Source organism: Streptomyces sp. NPDC096079, assembly GCF_040303145.1.
GTDB lineage: Bacteria > Actinomycetota > Actinomycetes > Streptomycetales > Streptomycetaceae > Streptomyces.
Genome location: NZ_JBEOST010000021.1, coordinates 77,987 through 101,033 on the forward strand (window position 1 = coordinate 77,987; position 23,047 = coordinate 101,033).

Annotated in this window: 19 protein-coding genes; 10 read left to right on the forward strand and 9 right to left on the reverse strand. The window is 75.2% G+C overall.

The features are described from left to right. Positions 1-55: 55 nt before the first annotated feature. The gene (locus ABTY59_RS30880) at positions 56-2,761 is read left to right on the forward strand and encodes a DUF7824 domain-containing protein (RefSeq protein ID WP_352022371.1); all 2,706 of its coding nucleotides are present in this window, start codon (positions 56-58) and stop codon (positions 2,759-2,761) included. A gap of 76 nt (positions 2,762-2,837) precedes the next feature. Next, on the forward strand, positions 2,838-4,247 hold the full coding sequence (locus ABTY59_RS30885; RefSeq protein WP_352022372.1) for a GNAT family N-acetyltransferase: 1,410 nt from the start codon (positions 2,838-2,840) through the stop codon (positions 4,245-4,247). Here the strand turns inward: ABTY59_RS30885 and ABTY59_RS30890 are convergent. Continuing rightward, positions 4,162-5,385: a trans-sulfuration enzyme family protein gene (locus ABTY59_RS30890; RefSeq protein ID WP_352022373.1), complete on the reverse strand. Its 1,224-nt coding sequence runs from the start codon at positions 5,383-5,385 to the stop codon at positions 4,162-4,164. The two genes, ABTY59_RS30885 and ABTY59_RS30890, sit on opposite strands and share 86 nt — an antisense overlap. 59 nt (positions 5,386-5,444) lie before the next feature. Here ABTY59_RS30890 and ABTY59_RS30895 point away from each other — a divergent pair, with 59 nt between their 5' ends. The 3 genes from ABTY59_RS30895 to ABTY59_RS30905 all read left to right on the forward strand — a co-directional run bounded on the left by ABTY59_RS30895 (position 5,445) and on the right by ABTY59_RS30905 (position 8,214). Continuing rightward, positions 5,445-5,942, forward strand: a complete 498-nt coding sequence (locus ABTY59_RS30895; RefSeq protein ID WP_030686247.1) for an Lrp/AsnC family transcriptional regulator — start codon at positions 5,445-5,447, stop codon at positions 5,940-5,942. A 49-nt stretch (positions 5,943-5,991) separates the two neighbouring features. Beyond that, the gene (locus tag ABTY59_RS30900; RefSeq protein ID WP_352022374.1) at positions 5,992-7,695 is read left to right on the forward strand and encodes a DUF885 domain-containing protein; all 1,704 of its coding nucleotides are present in this window, start codon (positions 5,992-5,994) and stop codon (positions 7,693-7,695) included. Positions 7,696-7,764: 69 nt separating this feature from the next. Then, positions 7,765-8,214: an Lrp/AsnC family transcriptional regulator gene (locus tag ABTY59_RS30905; RefSeq protein ID WP_352022375.1), complete on the forward strand. Its 450-nt coding sequence runs from the start codon at positions 7,765-7,767 to the stop codon at positions 8,212-8,214. Here the strand turns inward: ABTY59_RS30905 and ABTY59_RS30910 are convergent. From ABTY59_RS30910 to ABTY59_RS30925, 4 genes are all read right to left on the reverse strand, one after another. Next, positions 8,204-11,236: an AAA family ATPase gene (locus ABTY59_RS30910; protein ID WP_352022376.1), complete on the reverse strand. Its 3,033-nt coding sequence runs from the start codon at positions 11,234-11,236 to the stop codon at positions 8,204-8,206. The genes ABTY59_RS30905 and ABTY59_RS30910 overlap by 11 nt on opposite strands. Beyond that, entirely contained in the window at positions 11,233-12,402 is a 1,170-nt protein-coding gene (locus tag ABTY59_RS30915; protein WP_352022377.1) for an exonuclease SbcCD subunit D, read from the reverse strand. The genes ABTY59_RS30910 and ABTY59_RS30915 overlap by 4 nt, the downstream gene beginning before the upstream one ends. A gap of 284 nt (positions 12,403-12,686) precedes the next feature. After that, positions 12,687-13,313 (reverse strand): YigZ family protein, encoded by a 627-nt coding sequence (locus ABTY59_RS30920; RefSeq protein WP_352022378.1) that lies wholly within the window; start codon positions 13,311-13,313, stop codon positions 12,687-12,689. A 9-nt stretch (positions 13,314-13,322) separates the two neighbouring features. After that, positions 13,323-14,753 (reverse strand): PucR family transcriptional regulator, encoded by a 1,431-nt coding sequence (locus ABTY59_RS30925; RefSeq protein ID WP_352022379.1) that lies wholly within the window; start codon positions 14,751-14,753, stop codon positions 13,323-13,325. A 198-nt stretch (positions 14,754-14,951) separates the two neighbouring features. Between ABTY59_RS30925 and ABTY59_RS30930 the strand changes: the two genes are divergently transcribed. The 3 genes from ABTY59_RS30930 to ABTY59_RS30940 all read left to right on the forward strand — a co-directional run bounded on the left by ABTY59_RS30930 (position 14,952) and on the right by ABTY59_RS30940 (position 18,566). Then, entirely contained in the window at positions 14,952-16,439 is a 1,488-nt protein-coding gene (locus tag ABTY59_RS30930) for a long-chain-fatty-acid--CoA ligase (protein ID WP_352022380.1), read from the forward strand. Between the two features lie 67 nt (positions 16,440-16,506). After that, entirely contained in the window at positions 16,507-18,024 is a 1,518-nt protein-coding gene (locus tag ABTY59_RS30935) for a carboxylesterase/lipase family protein (RefSeq protein ID WP_352022381.1), read from the forward strand. 101 nt (positions 18,025-18,125) lie between these two features. Continuing rightward, on the forward strand, positions 18,126-18,566 hold the full coding sequence (locus tag ABTY59_RS30940) for a CoA-binding protein (protein WP_352022382.1): 441 nt from the start codon (positions 18,126-18,128) through the stop codon (positions 18,564-18,566). 33 nt (positions 18,567-18,599) lie between these two features. On the opposite strand, the gene ABTY59_RS30945 is transcribed toward ABTY59_RS30940, so the two are convergent. Together ABTY59_RS30945 and ABTY59_RS30950 are read right to left on the reverse strand one after the other, a co-directional pair. Continuing rightward, complete coding sequence (locus ABTY59_RS30945) at positions 18,600-19,163, reverse strand: YbaK/EbsC family protein (RefSeq protein ID WP_352022383.1); 564 nt, start codon at positions 19,161-19,163, stop codon at positions 18,600-18,602. 126 nt (positions 19,164-19,289) lie between these two features. Continuing rightward, entirely contained in the window at positions 19,290-19,862 is a 573-nt protein-coding gene (locus ABTY59_RS30950) for a helix-turn-helix domain-containing protein (protein ID WP_352022384.1), read from the reverse strand. A 105-nt stretch (positions 19,863-19,967) separates the two neighbouring features. Here ABTY59_RS30950 and ABTY59_RS30955 point away from each other — a divergent pair, with 105 nt between their 5' ends. Next, a complete protein-coding gene (locus tag ABTY59_RS30955; RefSeq protein ID WP_352022385.1) occupies positions 19,968-20,831 on the forward strand; it encodes an EamA family transporter in 864 nt (287 codons plus the stop codon). A 50-nt stretch (positions 20,832-20,881) separates the two neighbouring features. Here the strand turns inward: ABTY59_RS30955 and ABTY59_RS30960 are convergent, their stop codons facing one another. Beyond that, on the reverse strand, positions 20,882-21,649 hold the full coding sequence (locus tag ABTY59_RS30960; RefSeq protein WP_352022386.1) for an acyltransferase: 768 nt from the start codon (positions 21,647-21,649) through the stop codon (positions 20,882-20,884). Between the two features lie 132 nt (positions 21,650-21,781). Between ABTY59_RS30960 and ABTY59_RS30965 the strand changes: the two genes are divergently transcribed. Further along, the gene (locus ABTY59_RS30965) at positions 21,782-22,309 is read left to right on the forward strand and encodes a gamma carbonic anhydrase family protein (RefSeq protein WP_352022387.1); all 528 of its coding nucleotides are present in this window, start codon (positions 21,782-21,784) and stop codon (positions 22,307-22,309) included. 69 nt (positions 22,310-22,378) lie between these two features. On the opposite strand, the gene ABTY59_RS30970 is transcribed toward ABTY59_RS30965, so the two are convergent. Next, the gene (locus tag ABTY59_RS30970; protein ID WP_352022388.1) at positions 22,379-23,026 is read right to left on the reverse strand and encodes a DedA family protein; all 648 of its coding nucleotides are present in this window, start codon (positions 23,024-23,026) and stop codon (positions 22,379-22,381) included. Positions 23,027-23,047 lie beyond the last annotated feature (21 nt).

A 23,047-nucleotide genomic window follows, 5' to 3' on the forward strand; every position in this document is an offset into this window, starting at 1 on the left:
GGGGCGGGCGTCTTCGGTCCGGTGACTGTCAGTGGGGGCGCCTAACGTCGTTCCCATGACGCGATCCGTGCAGCTGACCGACGTCCGCCCTTCCGCGCCCGAGCCCGCCCGCTCCGGGGTCGAGAGGCTCCTCGCGGCGGTGATCGCCGGGAGGCCCGGTGAGGTGCCGGCGCTCCTGGAGCCGCTCGACGCCGCCGAGCGCAAGGCCGCGCTCACCCGGCTCAGAACGCTGCGCGCCGAGGTGCGCGCCGGGGAACGAGCCACGCCTCCGTCCGTATCCGACCGGATCCGCAGCGCGCTGTGCGTGGCGGGCGCCGGCTGTCTCCCCACACCCGTGGCTGCGGCGAGCTGGCTCGGTGCGCGCGACCTTCGGATCCGGGCGGAGGACCAGCCCCTGGCCCTCGCGGCGCTCGGGGATCCGGCCCCGGAGTGGGCGGCGGACCTGGCGGGGCGGCTGGCCCGGCGCCGGGCCGTGGCGGAGGACAGCTACCCCCTGCTGCACGGGCTGATCGTCCGCGCCGGGTACGCCGTTCCCCCGACCGACGGCTACGTCACCGGATGGGTCCGGGACGTCACCGACGGCCGGCTCGTGGAGCGGCTCCGCGCGGACCCGCAGACCCCTGCCCTGGTGGCGCACGCCCTCGCGATGGCCGAGCCCCCCGAGGCGATGACCCGCCCCGCCGCTCGCGGGGGGACGGGCTACTGGCCCTCCGTGCTGCGGACGCTCGTCGGGGCGGGAGTCCTGGACCGCGCCCAGGTCCTGGACCCGTGCGTGTCGCGGCTGCTGCGCGGCGGCCCCCTGCGGCACCTGCGGCTCGCGCTGGAGACGGTGCGGCTGCTCGAACCGGACGCGGAGGAGCTGCGGGAGCGGATCCCGGACTGGATCGGGATCGCGGCCGACGCGCCGTCGCTCGTGGCCGGGTACGCCCAGGACCTCCTCGTGGAGCTCGCCTCGGCGGGGGCACTGCCGTCCGGCGACCTGGCCGAGATGACGGCCGGTGTGCTCCTCCGTACCGAGAAGAAGCTCGTGCGGGCCCAGTTGGCGCTGGTCGGCACGGTGCTGGCCCGGGAGCCGGGCGCGGCGGGAGAGCTGTTGCCGGCCGTGACGGAGGCCTTCGGGAACGAGGACACCGACCTTCAGGAGCGGGCCCTCACACTGGTGGGCCGTCACCTGTCCGCGGTGGACCGGGGCGTGCGGCGTGAGGTGACCGAGGCCGCCGCGCTGCTGAGCCCGACGCACCGGCGGGCCGCCGAGGAGCTGTTCGGCGCGGACCTGAAGCCGGGGGCGGTCGCCGCGTACGAGGAGATCCTGCCGCCGGTGTCCGAGGCGCAGCTGGTCCCGCCCCCCGCGACGACCGTCGAGGAGCTGATGGCGGAGCTGGTCCTGGACCGGCTCCCCGAGCAGCCCGTCGTGTTCGAGCGGGCGCTCGACGGCCTGGTGCGGCACGCGCACCGGGACCGGGCGGCCGTCGTGCGGGCGGTGCGGGAGACCCTTCCCGCGCCGGAGCACGAGGGGCCGTCCCGTTCCTCCGCGCACCTCGCCCCGGGGATCACCGTGGTGGTCGCGGGGCTGCTCGGCCACCTGGACCCGGCGGTCGTCGACCTGCGGCGGACCCGGGGACCCGACTCGGGCGCCTGCCTCCACCAGGCGCTGTCGGGGGTCCTCGACGCCCGGCTGTGGGAGGCCGCCGGCCTGGTCGGCACGGGCGCGCTGCCGTTCCTCCTCGCCGCGCCGACCCTGCACACGGGGGCGATCGACCCGCTGGTGCTGGTGGAACGGCTCCGGGAGTACCGGGACGCGGGTGTCGAGCCCGCTCCGGCCGATCTCGCGCAGGCCCTGCTCCGGGTGCTGCGGGCCGACCCGTCGGCGGGGCGGGCGGCCGAGCGGGCGGCGGCACTCGGCACCCGGGCCGGTGGCCGGCTCGCCGCGTGGCTGCGGCGGGACGCACCCGTGGGGGCGACGGTGCGGTTGCTCCGGCCGGACGAGGACGGCGCTCCGCCGAGGTACCACCTGTCCGACCGGATCGTGGTGGACCTCGGCGAGCGGCCCGCGGTCCGGGCGGAGTTCCCGCCCGCCTTCCGGTGGCTCGGGGGCGCCCTGGAGGCGATCCCCCGGCGCTGCCGCCACGGGGTGGAGGACCGTGCTCCCTGGGCTCCCGCGCTGCCGGCCGACCGCGAGCTGCTCGCCGCGTGTCTCCTCGCGACGCTCGCGCACTCCGTCGAGGCGGACGCGCGCGGCGCGACCGAACCCCTGACCGCGCTGGCCGAGGCGGACGGTCCGGCCGGCCGGGCGGTGCCCTTGGCCCTGGCCCTCGGTCTCGGCTGCGTGGACGCCGACGACCGCTTGCGCGCGGTGGACGCCGTGCTCGTCCTGGCGGCCCGGGGCGAGCTGGACGCCCGGCGGCTCGCCACGGAGCTGGCGTGGCTGGTGGCGGAGGGGACGGTCAAGCCGAACCGGCTCGCGGACGCGGCGAGGACGGCGGCGGCCACGGGCGCGTACAGGACGGTCTGGGCGATCCTGTCGGCGATGCTCCCGGTGCTGCTCGACGCCGACAAGCCGGTGCACGGGCTCGGCGAGCTCCTCGCGGTCGCGGCCGACTGCGTGGAGCGGTGCGGGGCCGTGGGCGAGGTCGCCGGACTCGACGCGCTCGCCTCGGGGCGGGGTTCCACGCGGCTGGTGGTGCAGGCCGGACGACTGCTGAACGCACTCGGCCAGGCGGCCGGTCAACCTCCGGCAGAACCGGTCCGAATCGGCCTTTAAGCTTCCAGATCGGCGCTTAACCCATCAGTCACAAAGCGTTCGTGATCACGCAACACCGCTGGGCCACAGTGAGGCCATGACCGATGTGACGTCTTCGAAGAGCAGCCGCCGTCCGCACCACTGGCGGCACGACCTGATCGAACTCGCCGGCCTGTTCACCGCCGTGGTGGTGGCCGACACGATCGCCAAGACCATCGTCAAGGGTCCCGACGGCCCCTACCTCCTGGTCTTCTCCGCGATCGCGCTGGTCGCCACGGCCGCGTTCCACACCTGGTGGGCACGGCGACACGGTCATGCCAGCCATGCACCGCCCGCCGGCGACACCGGCGGGCACCCCACCCCGGAGACCATGACCGCGCCCGCGCCGCCCGCCGGGACGACACTGTGGCGCATGCGGACCACCGTCGAGGACACCCCGGGCAGCCTCGCCGCCCTGTGCACGGCCCTCGCCCGCCTCGGCGTGGACATCCTCACCCTGCAGACCCATCCGCTCGGGGACGGCACCGTCGACGAGTTCCTGCTACGGGCCCCCGCCGACCTGTCGGCCCAGGCCCTCGCCCGCGAGACCGCCGCGGCCGGCGGCCGCGACACCTGGACGGAGCGGGCCGACGCCCACGACCTGGTGGACACCCCCACCCGGGTCCTCGGCCTCGCCACCCGCACCGCGCTCGACGCGGCCGAACTGCCGCTCTCCCTGCGCCGGCTCCTGGGACGCTGCACCCTGCACTCCGTCCCGGCCGTCTCGCTCACCGGCCGCCCCACCGGCGAACAGGCCCCGGTCGAGGGCGTCCTGGAAGAGACCGTGATGCGGCTGCGCGACCCGCACGGCGGCACCCTGATCATCGAGCGGCCCTATCTGCCCTTCACGCCGACCGAGTTCGCACGGGCCCGCGCCCTCGTCGAGCTCGACGCCCGGCTCGGCCCGCGCGTCCCGCGCAGCCAGGACGTGCTGACCCTGCCCGAGGGCAACGAGATCACCGTCCGCCGCGCCGACCAGCGCGACCTGGCCGCCGCGCGCGCCATGCACGACCGCTGCTCGGCCCGCACCCTCGGTCTGCGCTACCACGGCCCGGTCGGCGACGCCGACCGCTACCTCGACCATCTGCTCAGCCCCCGCTTCGGCCGCACCCTCGCCGTCCAGACGGCCTCCGGCCGGCTCGTCGCCCTCGGCCATCTGCTGTGGGACGGCGACGAGACGGAGGTCGCCCTGCTGGTCGAGGACGACTGGCAGCGGCGCGGCATCGGGTCCGAACTCCTCGGCCGCCTGGTGGCGATGGCCGAGGAGACCGGCTGCGACAGCGTGTACGCCGTGACCCAGTCCTCGAACACGGGGATGGTGGCCGCGATGCGGGGGCTGAACCTGCCCCTCGACTACCAGATCGAGGAGGGCACCCTGGTCGTCACCGCCCGGCTCGACCCGGCACCGCGACCGGCTCGGACCCCGTGGGAGCAGTCGCCCGAAGGGGCCCGGCGGGCGGAGCGCTGAGCGCCTCCGTCAGGTCGCGCCACAGGTCCTCGACGTCCTCCAGGCCCACCGACATCCGCAGGAGACGGTCGCTGACGCCCGCCGAGCGCCGGTCCCCCTCGGCCACGATCCGGTGGCTGATGGAGGCCGGGTGCTGGATCAGGGTGTCGACGCTGCCGAGACTGACCGCGGGGGTGATCAGCCGCACCCCGGCGATCACGTCGTGCGGGTCCCCGTACACCTCGAAGGCGATCATCGCGCCGCCGATCCGCGGGTAGTGGACCCGGGCGATCCGGGGGTCGGTGGCGAGGCGCCGGACGAGCTCGGCGGCCGTCGAGGACGCCGCCCTGACCCGTACCGGAAGGGTGGAGAGACCGCGCAGCAGCAGGTACCCCGCGAGCGGGTGGAGCACCCCGCCGGTGGCGAAACGGACCTGCCGGAGCGTGCGGGCGAACTCCTCGTCGCAGGCGACGACCCCGCCCATGACGTCGCCGTGACCGCCCAGGTACTTGGTCGCGCTGTGCAGCACGACGCGGGCGCCCTGCTCGACCGGGCGCTGGAGCACGGGGGTGGCGAAGGTGTTGTCGACGAGCAGCGGGACGGAGCCGCAGGAGTGGGCGATCGCCCGGATGTCCGCCTCGGCGAGGGTCGGGTTGGCGGGCGACTCGACCATGACGAGCCCGGTGTCGGGACGTATCGCCTCGGCGATGCCCGCCGGGTCGGTCCAGGTCACCTCGGTGCCGAGCAGCCCGGCGTCGAGGAGGTGGTCGCTGCAGCCGTAGAGCGGGCGGACCGCGACGACGTGGCGCAGGCCCTGGCTCGCCCGCGCGAGGAGCACGGCGGTGAGGGCGGCCATGCCGCTGGCGAAGGCGACGGCGGCCTCGGCGCCCTCCAGACGGGCGAGGGCCTCCTCGAAGCGGGCCACGGTCGGGTTGTCCAGGCGGGCGTAGACGGGCGGTCCGTCGAGCCGGGCGCCCGTGGTGGCGAACTCGTCGATCCGGGCGGCCTCGGCCCGGGCGTCGTACGAGGGGTAGGTGGTGGACAGGTCGAGCGGCGGGGCGTGCAGACCGAGTCCGGCGAGGTCTTCGCGGCCGGCGTGCACGGCTTCGGTGGCGAGGGCCCTCGGGGTGACCGAGCGGCCGTGATCCATGGCGTCCATGGCGGCACTGTGAACGGATACCGGGAAGTAGCGGGAAATTGCCGTGCTACGTTCGGCCGATGGCCGATTCTGTCGTACTGGACGCGGTCGATCTGCACATTCTTCGCCTCCTGCAGAACGACGCCCGGAGCACCTACCGCGAACTCGCCGCCGAGGTCGGCGTCGCACCCTCCACCTGCCTCGACCGGGTGGCGCGGCTGCGCCGCACGGGCGTGATCCTCGGACACCAGCTACGACTGGATCCGGCCAAACTCGGGCGGGGGCTCGAAGCGCTTCTTCTCGTCCAGGTCCGCCCGCATCGGCGCGAACTGATCGGTCCGTTCGTCGACCGGATCCGGGCCCTGCCCGAGTCCCGGGCGCTGTTCCATCTGACGGGGCCGGACGACTACCTGGTGCACGTGGCCGTGGCGGACCCCGCCGACCTGCAGCGTCTCGTCCTCGACGAGTTCACCTCGCGCCGCGAGGTGGCCCGCGTGGAGACCCGGCTGATCTTCCAGCAGTGGGAGTGCGGCCCACTCCTGCCGCCCTCTCCCGGCCCTTCCTTGTCAGCCGACTGAGCCCGGACGAGGGTGACGCGGGCCCGCCGGAGGCGCCAGGATGACCCCCATGCCAGACACTTCCAGCTGCCCGCTGCCCCGCCAGGTCGCCGACGACCACGTCGACGCACTCATCGCCCTCGACCCGATCACCGGTACGTACCTGGGAGTCAAGGAGAGCGCCGGACGGCTGCCGGACTTCTCACCCGCAGGCCAGCGTGCGGTGGCCGACCTCGCCCGCCGTACGCTCGCCAGGCTCGACGAGGCGGAGCGGGTGCCGGGCGCGGACAGCGACGCGGAGCGGCGCTGCGCGCGGCTGCTGCGGGAGCGGCTGACGGCGGAACTCGCCATGCACGAGGCCGAGGAGAACCTCCGCACGGTCAGCAACATGCGCTCGCCCGCGCACAGCGTCCGGATCGTGTTCACCGTGATGCCGACGGAGAGCGAGGAGGACTGGACGGCCGTCGCGGCCCGGCTGCGCGCGGTACCGGACGCCCTGGAGGGATACCGCGCGGCGCTCGCGCTGGGCCTGGAGCGGGGGCTCCTCGGCGGGCCGCGCCCCACCGCCACCTTCGTCGAGCAGCTCACCGACTGGGCCGGCGGGACGAGCGGGAAGCCGGGCTGGTTCCAGGAGTTCGCCGCCTCCGGCCCCGACACGCTCTCCGGGGCGCTGCGGGACGAGCTCGCGACGGCGGCCAAGGGCGCCACCGCGGCCGTCGAGGCACTGCGGGACTGGATGCGGGACGTGTACGCCCCGGCCGTCGCCGGCGCGCCGAACACCGTGGGCCGCGAGCGCTACCAGCGCTGGACCCGCTTCTTCAACGGCACCGACCTGGACCTCGACCAGGCCTACGCGTACGGCTGGAGCGAGTACCACCGGCTCCTCGCCGAGATGAGGACCGAGGCCGAGCGGATCCTGCCGGGCGCGGGCCCCTGGGAGGCGCTCGCCCACCTCGACGAGCACGGCACGCACATCGAGGGCGTGGAGGCGGTGCAGGTCTGGCTCCAGGAACTCATGGACGAGGCCATCGAGGCGCTCGACGGCCGCCACTTCGAACTCGCCGACCGCGTACGCCGGGTGGAGTCGCGGATCGCCCCGCCGGGCGGCGCCGCCGCGCCGTACTACACGGGCCCGTCCGAGGACTTCTCGCGCCCCGGCCGCACCTGGCTGCCCGTGGACGGCACGACCCGCTTCCCGGTGTACGACCTGGTGTCGACCTGGTACCACGAGGGCGTGCCCGGTCATCATCTGCAGCTCGCGCAGTGGGTGCACGTCGCCGACCGGCTCTCCCGCTACCAGGCGACCATCGGCAAGGTCAGCGCGAACTCGGAGGGCTGGGCGCTCTACGCGGAGCGCCTGATGGACGAACTCGGCTTCCTGCCCGACGCGGAGCGCCGCCTCGGCTACCTCGACAGCCAGATGATGCGCGCGTGCCGGGTGATCGTGGACATCGGCATGCACCTCGGTCTGGAGATCCCCGCCGAGTCCCCCTTCCGCCCGGGCGAGCGGTGGACGCCGGAGCTCGCCCAGGAGTTCTTCCAGCTGCACAGCAGCCGTCCGCCGTCGTTCGTGGAGAGCGAGATGACCCGCTATCTGTCGATGCCGGGCCAGGCGATCGGCTACAAGCTGGGCGAGCGCGCCTGGCTGCTCGGCCGGGCCAACGCCATGGCCGCGCGCGGCGATTCCTTCGACGCGAAGGCCTGGCACATGGCGGCCCTCTCTCAGGGCCCGCTGGGGCTGGACGACCTGGTGGACGAGATCTCACGCCTCTGAGCCGTTCGCATCGCGGGAATCCCCGGTCCTCCGCTTGATCGACCGGGGATCTCCCCGCAGGATCTCCCCATGAACAGCGCATACACGCCCGACGCCACCGACTGGCGCATCCTCGAAGCGCTCCAGGCCGAGGGCCGCGCCAGCTTCGCCGAGCTCGCCCGCACGGTGTCGATGTCGCCGTCCGCGGTGACCGAGCGGGTGCGCCGCCTGGAGGAGGCCGGGGTGATCAGCGGGTACACGGCGGTCGTCGACCAGGACCGCCTCGGCCTGCCGATCCTCGCCTTCGTGCGGCTGCGCTACCCGCACGGCAACTACAAGCCGTTCCACGACCTGCTCGACACCACGCCGGAGGTCCTGGAGGCGCACCACGTCACCGGTGACGACTGCTTCGTCCTCAAGGTCGCGGCCCGCTCGATGAAGCACCTGGAGGGGATCACCGGGAAGGTCGCCACGCTCGGTGCCGTGACCACCAGCGTCGTCTACTCCTCCCCGCTGCCGCGGCGTTCGCTCAGCCGCTGAGCGCGTCCCCGCCGGTGCGCAGCCGCACCGCCGAGCCCTGCCGTGCCTTGACGACCTCCAGCTGGGCCGGGATCCGGCGGCGCAGATCCCCGACGTGGCTGACGATGCCGACGCTGCGGTCGCGTTCGCGCAGCGAGTCGAGGACGTCGAGCACCTCGTCGAGCGTCTGCTCGTCGAGGCTGCCGAAACCCTCGTCGATGAAGAGGGTGTCGAGCCTGACCCCGCCCGCCTCGTCGGTGACGACGTCGGCGAGGCCGAGGGCGAGCGCCAGCGAGGCGAAGAAGGTCTCGCCGCCGGAGAGCGTGGCCGTGTCGCGCTCGTTGCCGGTCCAGGCGTCGACGACGTGCAGGCCGAGCCCCGACCGCTTGCCGCCCGAGCGGGCGTCGGAGTGGACGAGGGTGTAGCGGCCCGAGGACATCCGCTGGAGCCGGGCGCTCGCGGCGGCCGCGACCTGTTCGAGCCGGGCGGCGAGCACGTACGACTCCAGGCGCATCCGTCGCTCGTTCTCGGCGGAGGTGCCGGCGGTGAGGGCGGCGAGGCGCGCCACCCGGTCGTACTCCTCGCGCAGCGGGCCGAGGCGGCGGACCTCGGTGACGGCCTGCCGGGAGAGTCCGGCCAGTCCGCCGGCCCGCTCGCGGGCGGCGGCCAGGGCCGCGTCGGCCTCGCGGAGCACGCGTTCCGCCGCCGTGTGCGCGGCGCCCGCGCCGGCGGGGTCGGCGGGCGGCAGGGCGGCGGCCTCGGCCGTGCCGGGCTCGGCGAGCCGGTCCGCGACGGCGGCGTCCTCGGCCCGCCAGGCGTCCACGCGCTGCTGGAGGGTGCGGCGTTCGTCCTCGGCGAGGAGGGCGTCCGCGGCCTCGGCGGGGGTGGTGAAGCCCGCGCGGTAGGCGGCGTCGGCGAGCCGGTCGTCGGCCTCCTTGAGGCGCTGGGCGGAGAGCTCGGCGGCGCGGACGGTTCCGGCGGCGTCGACCAGGAGGGCGATCCGGCGCTCCAGAAGGGTGGCGTGTTCGGCCACGGTGGCGAACGCGCCGCGCCCCCGCGTGAGTTCCTCGTCGAGCGCGGACTGCTCGCGCTCCAGGGCTTCCCGGCGCGAGGTCCGGGCCGCGACGCGCCTCTCGGCCTCCCGCTGCGCGCCGGCGCGTTCCTCGTGCTCGCGCTCGGCCCGCGCGAGCGCCTCCCGCGCGTGGTGCGTCCGCGCGGCGAGGGCGTGCGCCTCGGCGTGCAGGCGGGCCAGCTCGTCGGCCTCGGCGGCGAGTTCGCCGACGGTGGGCTCCGGGGACTCGTGCCCCGCCCGCACCTCCGTACGGGCCGTGGACCAGGACTCGCGGGTGACGGCGAGCGCGCGTTCGGCGGCCGTGCGGGTCTCCTCGGCGCGGGTGTGGGCGGCGTAGGCGGCGTCCTCGGTGGCTCGGTCGATGTGGTCGGCCGTGGTGCGGGCGGGGGCCGGGTGGGCGGTGGAGCCGCACACCTGGCAGGGGTCGCCGGGGGCGAGGGTGACGGCGAGTTCGGCAGCGATGCCCTCCAGGCGGCGGGACTTGACGTCGAGCCAGTGCTCATGGGCGCTGTTGCGGCGCTCGCGGGCCTCCGCGAGGCGGGTCTCGGCCTCGCGGACGTCCTCGGCGAGCGCGTCGCGGCGGCGGGCCGCTTCGAGCCTGCGGCGGGCGGGCTCCAGGCGGCCCGCGAGGTGTTCGGCGCGGGCGGCGGCGTCGCGGGCCGCCTCGACGCGCTCGACGAGGGCGGTGCGGCGCGGTTCCCAGCCGGCGAGCCAGTCGGCGGCGTCGCGCAGGACGTCCTCGTCGGCGCGCGCCTCGCGGGTGAGCCCGGCGCGCTCCTCGGCGACGGCGGCGGCGCGGGCCTCGGCCCGGCGGGCCGCGTCGAGGCCGCCGAGCTCTTCGCGCAGCCGGCGTTCGAGGGCGGAGAGGTGCTCGGCGCCCGCGTCGGCGAGGTCGGGGGGAAGCAGGGCGCGGGCACGTTCCCGGGCGGTGTGCGCGGCGGTGTGCTCGCGCTCGGCGTCCCGGCGCAGGCCGAGGGCGGGCGCCACCCGGTCGGCCTTGAGGCTGCGGTCGAGGGAGTGCTGGGAGCGGTCGCGCTCGGGCGCCTGCTCGGTGAGCCGCTCGCGGCGCCGGAGGGCGTCGGCGTGCCGGGCCTGCCGGGCGGCGAGGTCGTTCGCCGCGTCGAGGGCGGCACGCGCGGCGGCCCGGCCGCGCTCGGCCGCGGCGAGGCGGACGCCGGCGATGTCGAGGGCCTCGTGGGCCTCGGTGCGGGCGACGGCGGCCCAGGTGAGGACGGCCTCGGCGAGTCCGGGGTCCCCGGGCCGGCCCTCCACGGGGGTACGCGCGGTGGCGAGGCCGCCGGCGGCCTGGGTCATGCGGTGGGCGAGGGCGAGGAGCCGGGCGTCCCCGTCCTCGACCTCCTGCTGGGCGGTGCGGCGCAGCTCGGCGAGGCGGTCCTCGACGGCGGCGAAGCGGCGGGTGTCGAAGAGACGGCCGAGGAGCTTGCCGCGGGCCTCGGCGTCGGCGCGGAGGAAGCGGGCGAAGTCACCCTGCGGGAGGAGGACGACCTGGCAGAACTGCTCGCGGCTCATGCCGACGAGCTGGGTGATCTCCTCTCCGATCTCCTGGTGGGAGCGGCTGAGGCCGGCCCAGTCGCCGGTGGCCGGGTCGTACTGGCGGAGCCAGGTCTGGGCCTTCTCCGTGGTGAAGCCGCCGCCGCGCTTCTTGGGGCGCTGCTGGGCGGGGCGGCGGGTGATCTCCAGGCGCCGGTCGCCGACGGTGAGTTCGAGGAGGACCTCGGTGTACGTGCCGACGGGCGCGTGGTCGCTGCGCAGGGAGGTGCCGGGGTTCTGGCGGACTCCGGGCACGCTCCCGTACAGGGCGAAGCAGACGGCGTCGAGGACGGAGGTCTTGCCGGCGCCGGTCGGGCCGTGGAGCAGGAAGAGCCCGGCGGCGGACAGGGCGTCGAAGTCGACCTTCTGCGTGCTGCCGAAGGGCCCGAACGCGGTGATCTCCAGGCGGTGCAGCCTCACCGGACCGCCTCGCGCTCGGCCGTGTCGACCCGGACGTCGTCGAAGGCCCCGTACAGGACGGCCCGTTCGGCGCCGTCGAGGGCGGCTCCGCCGCGTACGTGGGCCACGAAGTCCTCCGCGATCTGCTGGTCGCTGCGGTCGCGGAGCCGCTGGGCGTAGGACGCGCCGGTGTCGTCGCCCGTCCGATCCGGGTCGAAGACCAGGTTGAGGGCGTGCGGGAAGCGTGCGGTGAGCCGCGCCATGGGCTCGGCCGGTCGCGTCGGGTCGGTGAGGGTGGCCTCGACCCAGGACTCCTCGTGCGGGGTGAGCGCCGGGTCGGCGAGGAGGTCGTCGAGCCTCCCCCGGATGCGGGCGAGGGGGCGCGGGACGGGGCAGTCGAGGCGAGCGTCGGCGGTGATCGTGCCGTCCTCGCCCAGGTCGATCAGCCACATCGTCTTGCGGTGGTCGGCCTCGGAGAAGGAGTACGCGAGGGGGGAGCCCGAGTAGCGGACGCGCGGGGTGAGGGTCTGGCTGCCGTGGAGGTGCCCGAGGGCGACGTAGTCGACGCCGTCGAAGATTCCGGCGGGGACGGCGGCGACGCCGCCGACCGTGATGTCCCGCTCGCTGTCGCTGGCGGCGCCGCCGGCGACGAAGGCGTGGGCGAGGACCACGGAGCGGGTCCCGGCGGGCCGGCGGGCGAGGTCGGCGCGGACGCGGTCCATGGCGGCGGTGAGGACGGCCTCGTGTCCGGTTCTCTCGGCGCCGAGCCGTTCGCGGACGAGCGCGGGTTCGAGGTAGGGCAGGCCGTAGAGGGCGACCTCGCCGTGGGCGTCGGAGAGGACGACGGGGGTGCCGATGCCGTCGGGGTCGGTACGGAGGTGGATGCCGGCCCGTTCGATGAGGCCGGCGCCGACGCCGAGGCGGCGGGCCGAGTCGTGGTTGCCGGAGATCATGACGGTGGGCACGCCGGCCTCGGCGAGCCGGTGCAGGGCGGTGTCGAACAGCTCGACGGCCGGCAGCGGCGGCACGGCCCGGTCGTAGACGTCGCCTGCGACGAGGACGGCGTCCACGTCGTGCGTGCGGACGGTCGCCACGAGGTGGTCGAGGAAGGCGGCCTGGGCGTCGAGGAGACCGACGCGGTGGAAGGACCGGCCGAGATGCCAGTCGGAGGTGTGCAGGAGCCTCACGATGCCGTCCCACCCCGCATGTGTCCCGCTCCTCGCCGCCGGTTCCCGTCGATGCGCGCCTCGGCGCGCGCTTCGATGTGCGCCCACCACGCTATCCCGAGCGGGAGGGTGGGCGGGGCGGGTCCACGCGCGCGGGGAGCGGTCCCCCGCGCGGGCGCGGCCTCCGGCACGTCAGGTGTGACGCATCACGCGTCCGCGCCCGCTTCCGCCAGGCTCCGGCGCCAGACGGGTCCGCGGGCCGGTCGCGCGCCCCGCACCCGTACCCCGTCGGCTCCCCCGGCCGGTCACGCGTCCCCGTACGCCTCGCCGCCGAGTTCGACGGAGGCCGTGCCCGCCGTGGCGTCGGCGAGCCAGCCGCGGAAGGCGGGGACGTCCGCGTCCGGCAGACCGATCTCGATCGTGACGGCGTCGGCGTAGCGCACCTCGCGGACCGCGCGGCCGGTGGCCCGCAGGTCGTTCTCCAGCTTGCCCGCGCGCTGGTGGTCGACGGTGACGGTGGCGAGCCGGAAACGCTGCCGGGTGACGGTGCCGAGCGCGTCGAGCGCCTCGCCGACCACCCCTCCGTACGCGCGGATCAGACCGCCCGCGCCGAGCTTCACACCGCCGTAGTAGCGGGTGACGACGGCGGCGACGTACCGCATCTCGCGGCGCAGCAGCATCTGGAGCATCGGGACGCCGGCCGTGCCGCCGGGTTCGCCGTCGTCGCTCGCCTTCTGCACGGAGGCGTCGGCGCCGAGGACGTACGCGAAGCAGTTGTGGGAGGCGGTCGGGTGCTCCCTGCGGATCCGCGCGACGAACTCCTGCGCCTCCCGCTCGTCGGCGACGGGCGCGAGGGCGCAGAGGAAGCGCGAGCGGTTGATCTCGGTCTCGTGCACGCCCTCGCGGGCGAGGGTGCGGTACTGCTCCTGCATCCGACCAGCCTACGTTCCGTCCGGACCGGCCCTCTCCGGTGGCTCCACCACGGCCGGGGCGAGGTCGCCCGCCTCGGGGGCGGTCCCCCCGGGCCCCGGTTCCGCGTACGGGAGGGCGCGGAGCGCCAGGGCCCAGCCGAGGCGGGCCTCGCCGGACTCGGCGGAGCGACCGGTGAGCTCCGCGACGCGGCCGATGCGGTTGAGGACGGTGTTGCGGTGGCAGTAGAGCCGCTCGGCGGCACGGGAGGCCGAGCAGCCGTGGTCGAGCCAGACCCGGAGCGTCGAGAGGAGCACGGCGCGCTCGCCGCCGGTGGCGAGCACCGGACCGAGGTGGACGGTGACGATCCGCTCGGCGATGTCGGCGCGCCCGCTGAGCAGCACCTCGGCGAGCCGGTCGTCGAAGACGGCCGCCTCGCCGCTGCCGGCGGGCAGGGTGCGGAGGGTCTGTTCGGCGAGCCGGAGGGCGCGCCCGGCGTGGGAGAGGCGCTCGAACTCCGGGGAGACCCCGGCGGTGGCGCCGGTCCGCTCCCGCAGGGCGGCCAGGAGGGTCCGCACGGCCGGGTCGTCGCCGCCGCCGGCCGCCGGCCGTGCGGCGGGGGCGAGGCGGCGGGGCAGCCGGACGACGCCGGCGTAGCGGCCGGAGCGGGGCCGCCAGAAGGACCACATGCCCTGGGCCTCCAGGGCGGGCGCGGGATGCGGCGGGGCCGCCGGGTCCTGCGCGGCGACCACGACGACGTAGCGGTCGACGGCGGGGACGCCGAGCGCCGCCGCCGCCGCGGACGCCACGGCGGGGTCGTCGGCGCGGCCGTCGAGGAGGGCCTCGAAGAGGGCGGCGCGCCGGGTGTCCTGGCGGCTCTGCAGTTCCAGTTGCGCGATCCGGTACGCGTCGGCCATGGCGACCGAGTAGCGGTCGATGGTCTCCCAGACCCCGCCTGCCATGTCGAGTTCGAGGTCGCGGCTGTCGGAGGCCCGCCCGGCCCTGACCCGGAGGTGCTCGGCCATGACCTGCCACAGCACCCGGCCACCGCGCCGGTAGGCCTGGAGCACGGTGTCGAGGGGGACGCCCTGCTCGGCGCGGCGGCGGCCGGTCTCGCGGGCCGCGCGCTCGAAGTCGCCACCGGTCGGGGCGAGGCCGCCGAAGTCCTCCAGGGCCCGCAGGAGGTTGTCCCGGCAGATCTCCCAGAGGTCCTCGCGGGTGACGGGCGCTCCGGAGGCGTACGTACCGGAGTGGGCGCGGATGTCGTCGACGGCGCGGTCGGTGAGCCGGCCGACGTCGGCGAGCATCGCGGTGGCGAGGGAGCGGCGGAGCGCCCCGGAGCCGCCCGCGCCGCTGAGCGGGGTGTGGGTGCCGCCGGAGCCGCCCGCGCCGCTGAGCGGGGTGTGGGTGCCGCCGGAGCGGGCCCCGCCGGGCTCGCCGGGCGCGGCCGAGCTGTGCGTCATGCCCCGCACGGTAGCGCCGGGATTTGGCGATTGCCACGGGGCGGGCGGCGCGACGGGGCCGCTGCCCAGCCCAGCCGCCCGCATGATGGGCAGCTGCACATGGCGTCCGGGCGGCCCCGCGCAGGATTCTGTGCGGAGTCAGCCGATCGTCGACAGCGCCGTCACCTCGCTGTCGCCTCCGTGTCCCTGGAGCGTGTCATGTCACTGAGCGTCGCCGGCGTGCTGGGCGAGTCCGCCCGCCACTTCCCCGACCGGATCGCGGTCGTCGAGGGCGCGACCCGGCTCACCTACCGGGAGCTGTGGACGGAGGCGCTGCGCTGCGCCGCCGGGCTGCGGGAGGCCGGAGTCGAGCCCGGCGACCGGCTGGCCGTGCTGCTGCCGAACTCGACGGAGTTCCTCCGTGTGTACTACGGGGCTCTGGCGGCGGGCGCGACGGTCGTGCCGGTGCACGCGCTGCTCGTCGCCGACGAGGTGCGGTACGTCCTGGAGCACAGCGGCGCGGTCGGCATCGTCAGCGGCGGGCCCCTGTGGGCGGTGGCCGACGAGGCCGCGCGGGCGGCCGGGGTGCGCGCCTTCCAGGGGGCGCCGTCGGGCGCGGAGCCGCTGGCGGCGGCCGAGCCGGCCGAGGCCTCGGACACGGCCGTGATCCTCTACACGAGCGGGACGACGGGCCGCCCCAAGGGCGCGCTGCTCACCCATCTGAACATCGTGATGAACGCGTCGGTGACCTCGCAGGACCTGCTGGGCCTCGGCGCGGGCGACGTGGTCCTGGGCTGTCTGCCGCTCTTCCACAGCTACGGGCAGACCTGCGCCATGAACGGGACGCTCCGCCAGGGCGCGACGCTCGTCCTGTTGCCCCGCTTCAGCGGTCCCGCGGCCCTCCGGGTGCTCGTCGACGAGGGCGTGACGGTCTTCATGGGGGTGCCGACGATGTACCACGCCCTCGTGGAGGCGGCGGCGGGCTCCGAGCGGCGTCCGGAGGCGCTGCGGGCGGCCGTGTCGGGCGGTGCGGCGCTGCCGGTAGCGGTCCTGGAGCGCTTCGAGGAGGCCTTCGGCACCCAGGTCCTCGAGGGGTACGGCCTGACGGAGACCTCGCCGGTCGCGACCTTCAACCAGCCGCACATCGGCCGCAGGCCGGGGACGGTCGGGCACCCGGTGTGGGGCGTCGAGGTGGGCGTGGCGGACGCGGCGGTCGAAGGCGGGATCCGGCTGCTCGCGGACGGTGAGGTCGGTGAGGTGGTGGTGCGCGGGCACAACGTCTTCGCCGGGTACCTCGACGACCCGGCGGCGACCGCGGCGGCGGTCGTGGACGGCTGGTTCCGCACGGGCGACCTGGGCGTCCGGGACGGGGACGGCTTCCTGCGGATCGTGGACCGGAAGAAGGACCTGGTCATCCGGGGCGGCTACAACATCTACCCGCGCGAGGTCGAGGAGGTCCTGGTGCGCCACCCGTCGGTCTCGGAGGTGGCGGTGATCGGCGTCCCCGACGAGGCGAGGGGCGAGGAGGTCTGCGCGGTGGTGGTCCGCCGGGAGGGCGCGGCCCCGCTCTCCGGGGAGGAGCTCGTGGAGTGGGCGCGGGAGCGGCTCGGCCGCCACAAGTACCCCCGGATCGTGCGGTTCGTCGAGGAGTTGCCGCTCGGCCCGACGGGCAAGGTCCTCAAGCGCGCGCTGGTGTCGCGGGGTTGACCGGAGGCGCCGCCCCGGCCCCATCATCCGGACGGTGCGTCACCGTCCGCCCGAGGAAGGTGAATCGATGTCGGAGTACGTCGCGGAACACGTCCAGGACGGTCCCGGGGTCCGCACGCGGAACGGCGTTCTGCGCGGCGGCCTGAAGGACGGCGTGGCGGCGTTCCTCGGGGTGCCGTACGCGCGGGCCCCCGTCGGGGCGCTGCGGTTCCGCGCGCCGGAGCCGGCGCAGGACTGGGAAGGGGTGCGGGCGGCCACGGCCTTCGGGCCGACGGCGCCCAAGCGCCCGTACGCCCCGCCGCTCGACGCGCTGCTCCCCGACCCGGAGGTCGGGGGCGAGGACTGCCTCAACCTCAACGTGTGGGCCCCGTGGCCGGCCGCCGGTCCCGGCGAGGACGGTCCCGGCGCGTACGGTCCCCGCGGCGGCGGGCGGGCCGTCATGGTCTGGATCCACGGCGGGTCGCTGGTCCACGGCTCCTCGGCGGTCCCCGTCTACGACGGCACCGCCTTCGCCCGGGACGGCGTGGTGCTCGTCTCCGTCAACTACCGTCTCGGCATCGAGGGGTTCGGGGTCTTCCCCGACGCGCCCGCCAATCTCGGCCTGCGCGACCAGATCGCCGCGCTGACCTGGGTACGGGAGAACATCGCGGCCTTCGGCGGGGACCCGGAGCGGGTCACCGTGTTCGGCGAGTCGGCCGGTGCGATCTCGATCGCCGCCCTGATGGCCTCACCGCTCGCGAAGGGCCTGTTCCGGCGGGCCGTGCTCCAGAGCGGGGCGCCGAGCGCCCGGTCGCTCGACGTGGCACGGCGGACGACGGAGGCGATCGCCGCGCGGCTCAAGGTGCCGGCGACGGCGGAGGCGTTCGCCGGCGTGGACCCGGAGCGGCTGCTCGCCGCGCAGACCGCGGTGACGGCCAAGGGCAATCCGGTGCTCAGCGGGCACGCCTTCCACATCGTCGTGGACGGCGACGTCCTGCCGGACCACCCGGGGGACCTGCTCGCGGACGGTGCTTCGGCGGACGTGGAGCTGCTGATGGGCACGAACACGGACGAGTACCGGCTGTGGTTCGTGCCGGGCGGGCACATCGACCGGGTGGGGTCCCTGGCGCAGCGGCTGCTGCTCCGGAAGGGGCGGATACCGCCCCGTGTGGCGAAGGTGTACCGCGAGGGCCGGCCGCAGGAGAAGCCGGGCGAGGTCCTGGGCGCCATCGCGGCGGACAAGCTGCTGAGGGTCCCGCTCAACATGTTCGCGGACGCGCGGCTGCACACCGGCGGGGCGGCGGCGACGTATCTGTACGAGTTCGGCTGGCCCTCCCCCGTCCTCGGCCTCCGCGCCTGCCACGCGCTCGAACTCGGCTTCGTCTTCGACACGCTCGGTCTGCCGGAGACGCGGGCGCTGACGGGCCCGGACGCTCCCCAGGACCTGGCCACGGCCATGCACGCGGCCTGGGTGGCGTTCGCGCGCACCGGCGACCCGGGCTGGCGCCGGTGGGACCGGGCCCGTCCGGTGATGACCTTCGGCCCGGGCCTGCCGTCCCTGGCCGAGGCGCCGCGGGAGGCCGAACGGCGGGCGTGGGAGGGCTGATCCGCCCCTGGGGCGCGCGGATCCCCGCGGACGGGAATCACGGCCCGGCGCGGCTCGTTCTCCTGGGGGACGGGCCGCGCCGACGAGAGGCAGCAGAAGCGATGAGCGTAGACACCACGACCACGGACTCCGGCGCGTACTCGGCGTCGGAGGCGGTGCGGCGGATCCTGACGTCGACGGGCGACACCTGGGCGGTGGTGGGTCTCTCGACGAACCAGGCCCGTGCCGCGTACGGGGTGGCGGCGGTCCTCCAGCGCTTCGGCAAGCGGATCGTCCCGGTCCACCCCAAGGCGGAGACGGTGCACGGCGAGCGGGGCTACGCCTCGCTGGCCGACATCCCGTTCCCGGTGGACGTCGTCGACGTCTTCGTGAACAGCGAGCTGGCGGGCGCCGTCGCGGACGAGGCCGTCGCGATCGGCGCCAAGGCGGTCTGGTTCCAGCTGGACGTCATCGACGAGGACGCGTTCGCCCGCACCCGCGAGGCGGGCCTGGACATGGTCATGGACCGCTGCCCCGCGATCGAGATCCCGCGACTGGGCTGAGCCGGTACGGGGCCGTGCGCGGGGCCGGCGTCCTCAGCCGGCCGGGACGCCGAGGCCCTCCAGGACGACGGCGCCGGGGAGTTGGGCGAAGGCCTTGCCGGGGACGATGAGCTTGCCCCGGCGGCGGCCGCTGCCGACGAGGACCCACTCCATGTCGACGACGGCGGCGTCGACGAGGAGGGGCCAGTCGGCGGGGAGGCCGATGGGGGTGATCCCGCCGTACTCCATGCCGGTCTCGCCGGTCGCGGTGTCCATCGGGGCGAACGAGGCCTTGCGGGCGCCGAGACGCTTGCGGACGACGCCGTTGACGTCGACCCGGGTCGCCGACTTCACGAGGCAGGCGGCGAGCGTGGTCGTCTCACCGCGCTTGCCCGCGACGACCACGCAGTTGGCGGACGCGTCGAGGAGCGCGGGCCCGTGGTGCTCCACGAAGACGGCCGTGTCGGCGATGGCCGGGTCGGTGTCCACGTACACGAGGCGGTCGGCCGGGACGGGCCCGCTCCAGGCGCGGACGGCGTCCGCGACGGGTCCGGTCAGCAGGTCGAGGCAGTCGGGGGCGGGCCTGGCGTCGTCGAAGTCTCCGATGGGTGCGCGCATGCCCCTCACGCTAACAACCGCCGCCGGGCGCGGGTCGTTCCGTCTCGGCGGGCGGACGTCAGCGCACGTCGGTCCGTCCCGGCGGGCGGACGTCAGCGCACGTCGGTCCGTCCCGGCGGGCGGACGTCAGCGCACGGGCGGGATGGAGACGGCCATCGTCATCTCGGCGGGTTCGTCGCCGTCGTTGCGGTAGCTGTGCGCCACGTTCGCCTCGAAGACGGCGGAGGTGCCGGCGGGCAGCGGGTGGTCCTCGCCGTCCACGACCAGGGTGAGCGTCCCGGCGGTGACGTGCAGCAGCTCGACCGTGCCCTCGGGGTGCGGGTCGGAGGCGCTGCCGTCGCCCGGCATGAGGGTCCAGGACCAGAGCTCCAGCGGTCCGCGGGCCTCGGTGCCGACCAGGAGCGTGGTGTGGCTGCCGGTGGAGGTGGACCACATGCGGACGGCCTGGCCGGGCGGCACGAGCCGGACCTGGGGGCCCTGCTCGTAGTCGAGGAGGGTCGTGATGGAGACGCCGAGCGCGTCGGCCAGCTTCACGGTGGTGCCGACGCTGGGGTTGGTCCTGGCCTGCTCGATCTGGATGATCATTCCGCGGCTGACGCCCGCGCGCGCGGCGAGCGCGTCCAGGGTGAGGCCCCGCTCCTTGCGCCAGCGCTTCAGGTTCCGGGCGAGCGACTGCGTGAGCTGGTCGAGGTCCGACACGTTCCGTCCAATATTCTGGATGACAGAGTTCAATGCACTGAACTACGGTGGGGTGCACCCGATGGTTCACTGCACTGTACTGCCGCACGCCCCCTGCGAGGATCGATGACCGCCCTGTTCGCCCTGGCCACCGCTCTCCTGTGGGGCCTCGCCGACTTCGGGGGCGGGCTCCTCACCCGGCGGATCCCCGCCCTCACCGTGGTCGTGGTCTCCCAGACGCTCGCGGTCCTCGTCCTCGGCACGGTCGTCCTCGCCACCGGCGCGTGGACGGAGGCGGGACCGCAGCTCTGGTACGCGGTCGGGGCGGGCGTCGTCGGCCCGGCGGCCATGCTCGCCTTCTACAAGGCGCTCGCGCTCGGCCCCATGGGGGTCGTCTCCCCGCTCGGCTCCCTCGGAGTCGTCGTCCCCGTCTCCGTCGGCCTGCTCGTCGGCGACCGGCCGGGGCTGCTCCAGTTCGCCGGGATCGCGGTGGCGATCCTCGGCGTGGTGCTCGCCGGCGGACCGGAGCTGCGCGGGGCGCCCGTCCAGCGCCAGGCGGTCCTGCTGACCCTGGTCGCGGCCTTCGGGTTCGGCTCCGTGATGGCGCTCATCGCGGAGGCGTCCACGACCGTCACGGGTCTGTTCCTCGCCCTTTTCGTCCAGCGCGTCACCAACGTCGCGGTCGGCGGCGGCGCCCTGTACGCCTCGGTGCGGCGCGGCGGCGCCGCGCTCCCGGAGGGCGGGGCCGGGGCCGTCCGGGCCGCGCTCCCGGCCCTCGCCTTCGTGGGCCTCGCGGACGTGGCCGCCAACGGCACGTACGCGATCGCCGCACAGCAGGGACCGGTCACCGTCGCCGCCGTCCTCGCCAGCCTCTACCCGGTCGTCACGGCGCTCGCGGCACGGGGCGTCCTCAAGGAACGCCTGCGCGGCGTCCAGGCGGCGGGCGCCGGCCTCGCCCTGGTGGGCACGGTCCTCCTGGCGACGGGGTAGGGCCCGTCCCGCCGATCGTCAGGCCCCTTGGCGACCCCGGGGCGCCCGGGTCAGGACGGCACGGACTCGGAGTCGCCGGCGCGGTGCGCCTCCCAGGCCGCCAGCGCGGCCAGCTGCTCCGGGGTGACGTGTTCCGGGATCGGCACCGGGGCCGGGGTGCGGAGCGGGGGCTGCCAGCCGTCCTCGCGCGTCCAGCTGCGGACGACCTTCGCCGGGGCGCCCGCGACGACCGAGTGGTCCGGCACCTCCCCGCGCACCACCGCGCCCGCGGCGACGACGACGTTGCGGCCGAGGCGCGCGCCGGGCAGGATCACCGCGCCGGTGCCGAGCCAGCAGCCGGGACCGATGGAGACCGGTTCCGAGCGGGGCCACTGCCTGCCGACGGGCTCGTCCGGGTCGTCGTAGCTGTGGTTCGTCGAGGTGATGTAGACGTACGGACCGCAGTACGTGTCCGAGCCGATCGTCACCTTCGCGTCGGCGATGACGTGGCTGCCCCGCCCGAGGACCACGCCGTCCCCGAGCGTCAGGACCGTGTCCGTCCCCAGGTCGAGGTCGGGGAGCATCCCGGCGGTCAGCGTGACCTGTTCGGCGATGATGCAGCACTCGCCGATCTCGATCCACCGCTCGCCGAAGACCGTGCCCTGCGGGAAGGCGAGCCGGGTGCCCGCGCCGAGGCGGCGGAAGCGCAGCTTGCCGGGGTGTTCGGCGGTGACGGAGCCGGCCTGCTGCACCCAGCGCCAGCCGCCCTGCACGGCTCGGGCGAGGACCCGGCGCCGCCAGGCCGCGAGGGAGGAGAACGTGTTTCTGTTCCTGGGCACCCGGCCACCGTAGTCGGCGCCGTCGTGCCTGATCACTGCGGTGCGCTGTGATGTCCGTCATGAGCACGGCATAGGCTGCGCCCGGGGAGCACCCCCGGGCGTGACACGACGGCTGACGATCAGGAGCGAACCATGACAGAGGCGTTGATCAAGGGAGTGGGCGGCAAGGAGCCGCAGATCGACCCGACCGCCTTCACCGCCCCGACCTCCGTGGTGCTCGGCGAGGTCACGCTCGGCGCCCGCGCCAGTGTCTGGTACCACGCCGTGCTGCGCGCGGACTGCGGTCCGATCGCGATCGGCGAGGACGCCAACATCCAGGACAACTGCACGGTCCACGTCGACCCCGGCTTCCCCGTCTCCATCGGGGACCGGGTGACCGTCGGCCACAACGCGACCGTGCACGGCTGCGTCATCGAGGACGACGTGCTCGTCGGCATGGGCGCGACGGTCCTCAACGGGGCCCGGATCGGCGCCGGCTCGCTCGTCGCCGCCCAGGCGCTCGTCCCCCAGGGGATGGAGGTCCCGCCCGGCTCGCTGGTCGCCGGCGTGCCCGCGAAGGTGCGCCGCCCGCTGACCGAGGAGGAGCAGGCGGGCATCCGGCTGAACGCCGAGATGTACCTGCACCTGGCCAAGGGTCACGCCGAGGCCTTCGGGGCCTGAGACCGCGTGAGGGAGGGCGGCGCCCCTTCCCGGGTGCCGCCCTCCCTCACGTACGCGCGCGGTCCGCGCTCAGTCCGCCGCCGGGACCGGCTCCGGCGCCTCGGCCCGCTGCGCCGCCGCCTTCTTGGCGCGGTTCTTGACCACCAGCATCGAGGCGATGCCGATCAGCACGGCGAGGACGAGACCCAGCCAGGAGAAGCGCTTGAGCCAGGCCTCGGCGACGACGCCGACGGTGTAGATGACGGCCGTGGTGCCGCCGGCCCACAGGATGCCGCCGAGGACGTTGGCGACGAGGAACTTCCAGTACGGCATGTGCAGCACGCCGGCGAGCGGCCCCGCGAAGATCCGGAGGAGGGCGATGAAGCGGCCGAAGAAGACCGCCCACATGCCCCACTTCTGGAAGGAGCTCTCGGCGAGCCCGATGTTCGCCTCGCTGAAGTGCTTCGGGAACTTCCGGCCCAGCCAGGCGAGCAGCGGCCGCCCGCCCTTGCGTCCGATCGCGTAACCGATCGAGTCGCCGATGATCGCGCCGGCGGTGGCGCAGGCCCCGAGCACGTACGGGTTGATGTCGCCGTGCTGCGAGGCGAGCAGCGCCGAGCTCACGAGCACGATCTCGCCGGGGAGCGGGATGCCCAGGCTCTCCAGGCCGATCACCACTCCCACGAGGACGTAGACGGCGACCGCGGGGATCGTCTCCAGCCATTCCTGGACGTGCAACGCGGTTCCTCCCGTGTCGGC

What these genes read in the sequence shown, in the direction of transcription:
- ABTY59_RS30900 (WP_352022374.1), top strand. Translation starts at nt 5,992, where the DNA reads ATGCCAGACACTTCCAGCTGCCCGCTGCCCCGCCAGGTCGCCGACGAC.
- ABTY59_RS30890 (WP_352022373.1), bottom strand. Translation starts at nt 5,385, where the DNA reads ATGGACGCCATGGATCACGGCCGCTCGGTCACCCCGAGGGCCCTCGCC.
- ABTY59_RS30925 (WP_352022379.1), bottom strand. Translation starts at nt 14,753, where the DNA reads ATGACGCACAGCTCGGCCGCGCCCGGCGAGCCCGGCGGGGCCCGCTCC.
- ABTY59_RS30945 (WP_352022383.1), bottom strand. Translation starts at nt 19,163, where the DNA reads ATGCGCGCACCCATCGGAGACTTCGACGACGCCAGGCCCGCCCCCGAC.
- ABTY59_RS30935 (WP_352022381.1), top strand. Translation starts at nt 16,507, where the DNA reads ATGTCGGAGTACGTCGCGGAACACGTCCAGGACGGTCCCGGGGTCCGC.
- ABTY59_RS30920 (WP_352022378.1), bottom strand. Translation starts at nt 13,313, where the DNA reads ATGCAGGAGCAGTACCGCACCCTCGCCCGCGAGGGCGTGCACGAGACC.
- ABTY59_RS30895 (WP_030686247.1), top strand. Translation starts at nt 5,445, where the DNA reads ATGGCCGATTCTGTCGTACTGGACGCGGTCGATCTGCACATTCTTCGC.
- ABTY59_RS30880 (WP_352022371.1), top strand. Translation starts at nt 56, where the DNA reads ATGACGCGATCCGTGCAGCTGACCGACGTCCGCCCTTCCGCGCCCGAG.
- ABTY59_RS30940 (WP_352022382.1), top strand. Translation starts at nt 18,126, where the DNA reads ATGAGCGTAGACACCACGACCACGGACTCCGGCGCGTACTCGGCGTCG.
- ABTY59_RS30965 (WP_352022387.1), top strand. Translation starts at nt 21,782, where the DNA reads ATGACAGAGGCGTTGATCAAGGGAGTGGGCGGCAAGGAGCCGCAGATC.
- ABTY59_RS30905 (WP_352022375.1), top strand. Translation starts at nt 7,765, where the DNA reads ATGAACAGCGCATACACGCCCGACGCCACCGACTGGCGCATCCTCGAA.
- ABTY59_RS30885 (WP_352022372.1), top strand. Translation starts at nt 2,838, where the DNA reads ATGACCGATGTGACGTCTTCGAAGAGCAGCCGCCGTCCGCACCACTGG.
- ABTY59_RS30955 (WP_352022385.1), top strand. Translation starts at nt 19,968, where the DNA reads ATGACCGCCCTGTTCGCCCTGGCCACCGCTCTCCTGTGGGGCCTCGCC.
- ABTY59_RS30930 (WP_352022380.1), top strand. Translation starts at nt 14,952, where the DNA reads ATGTCACTGAGCGTCGCCGGCGTGCTGGGCGAGTCCGCCCGCCACTTC.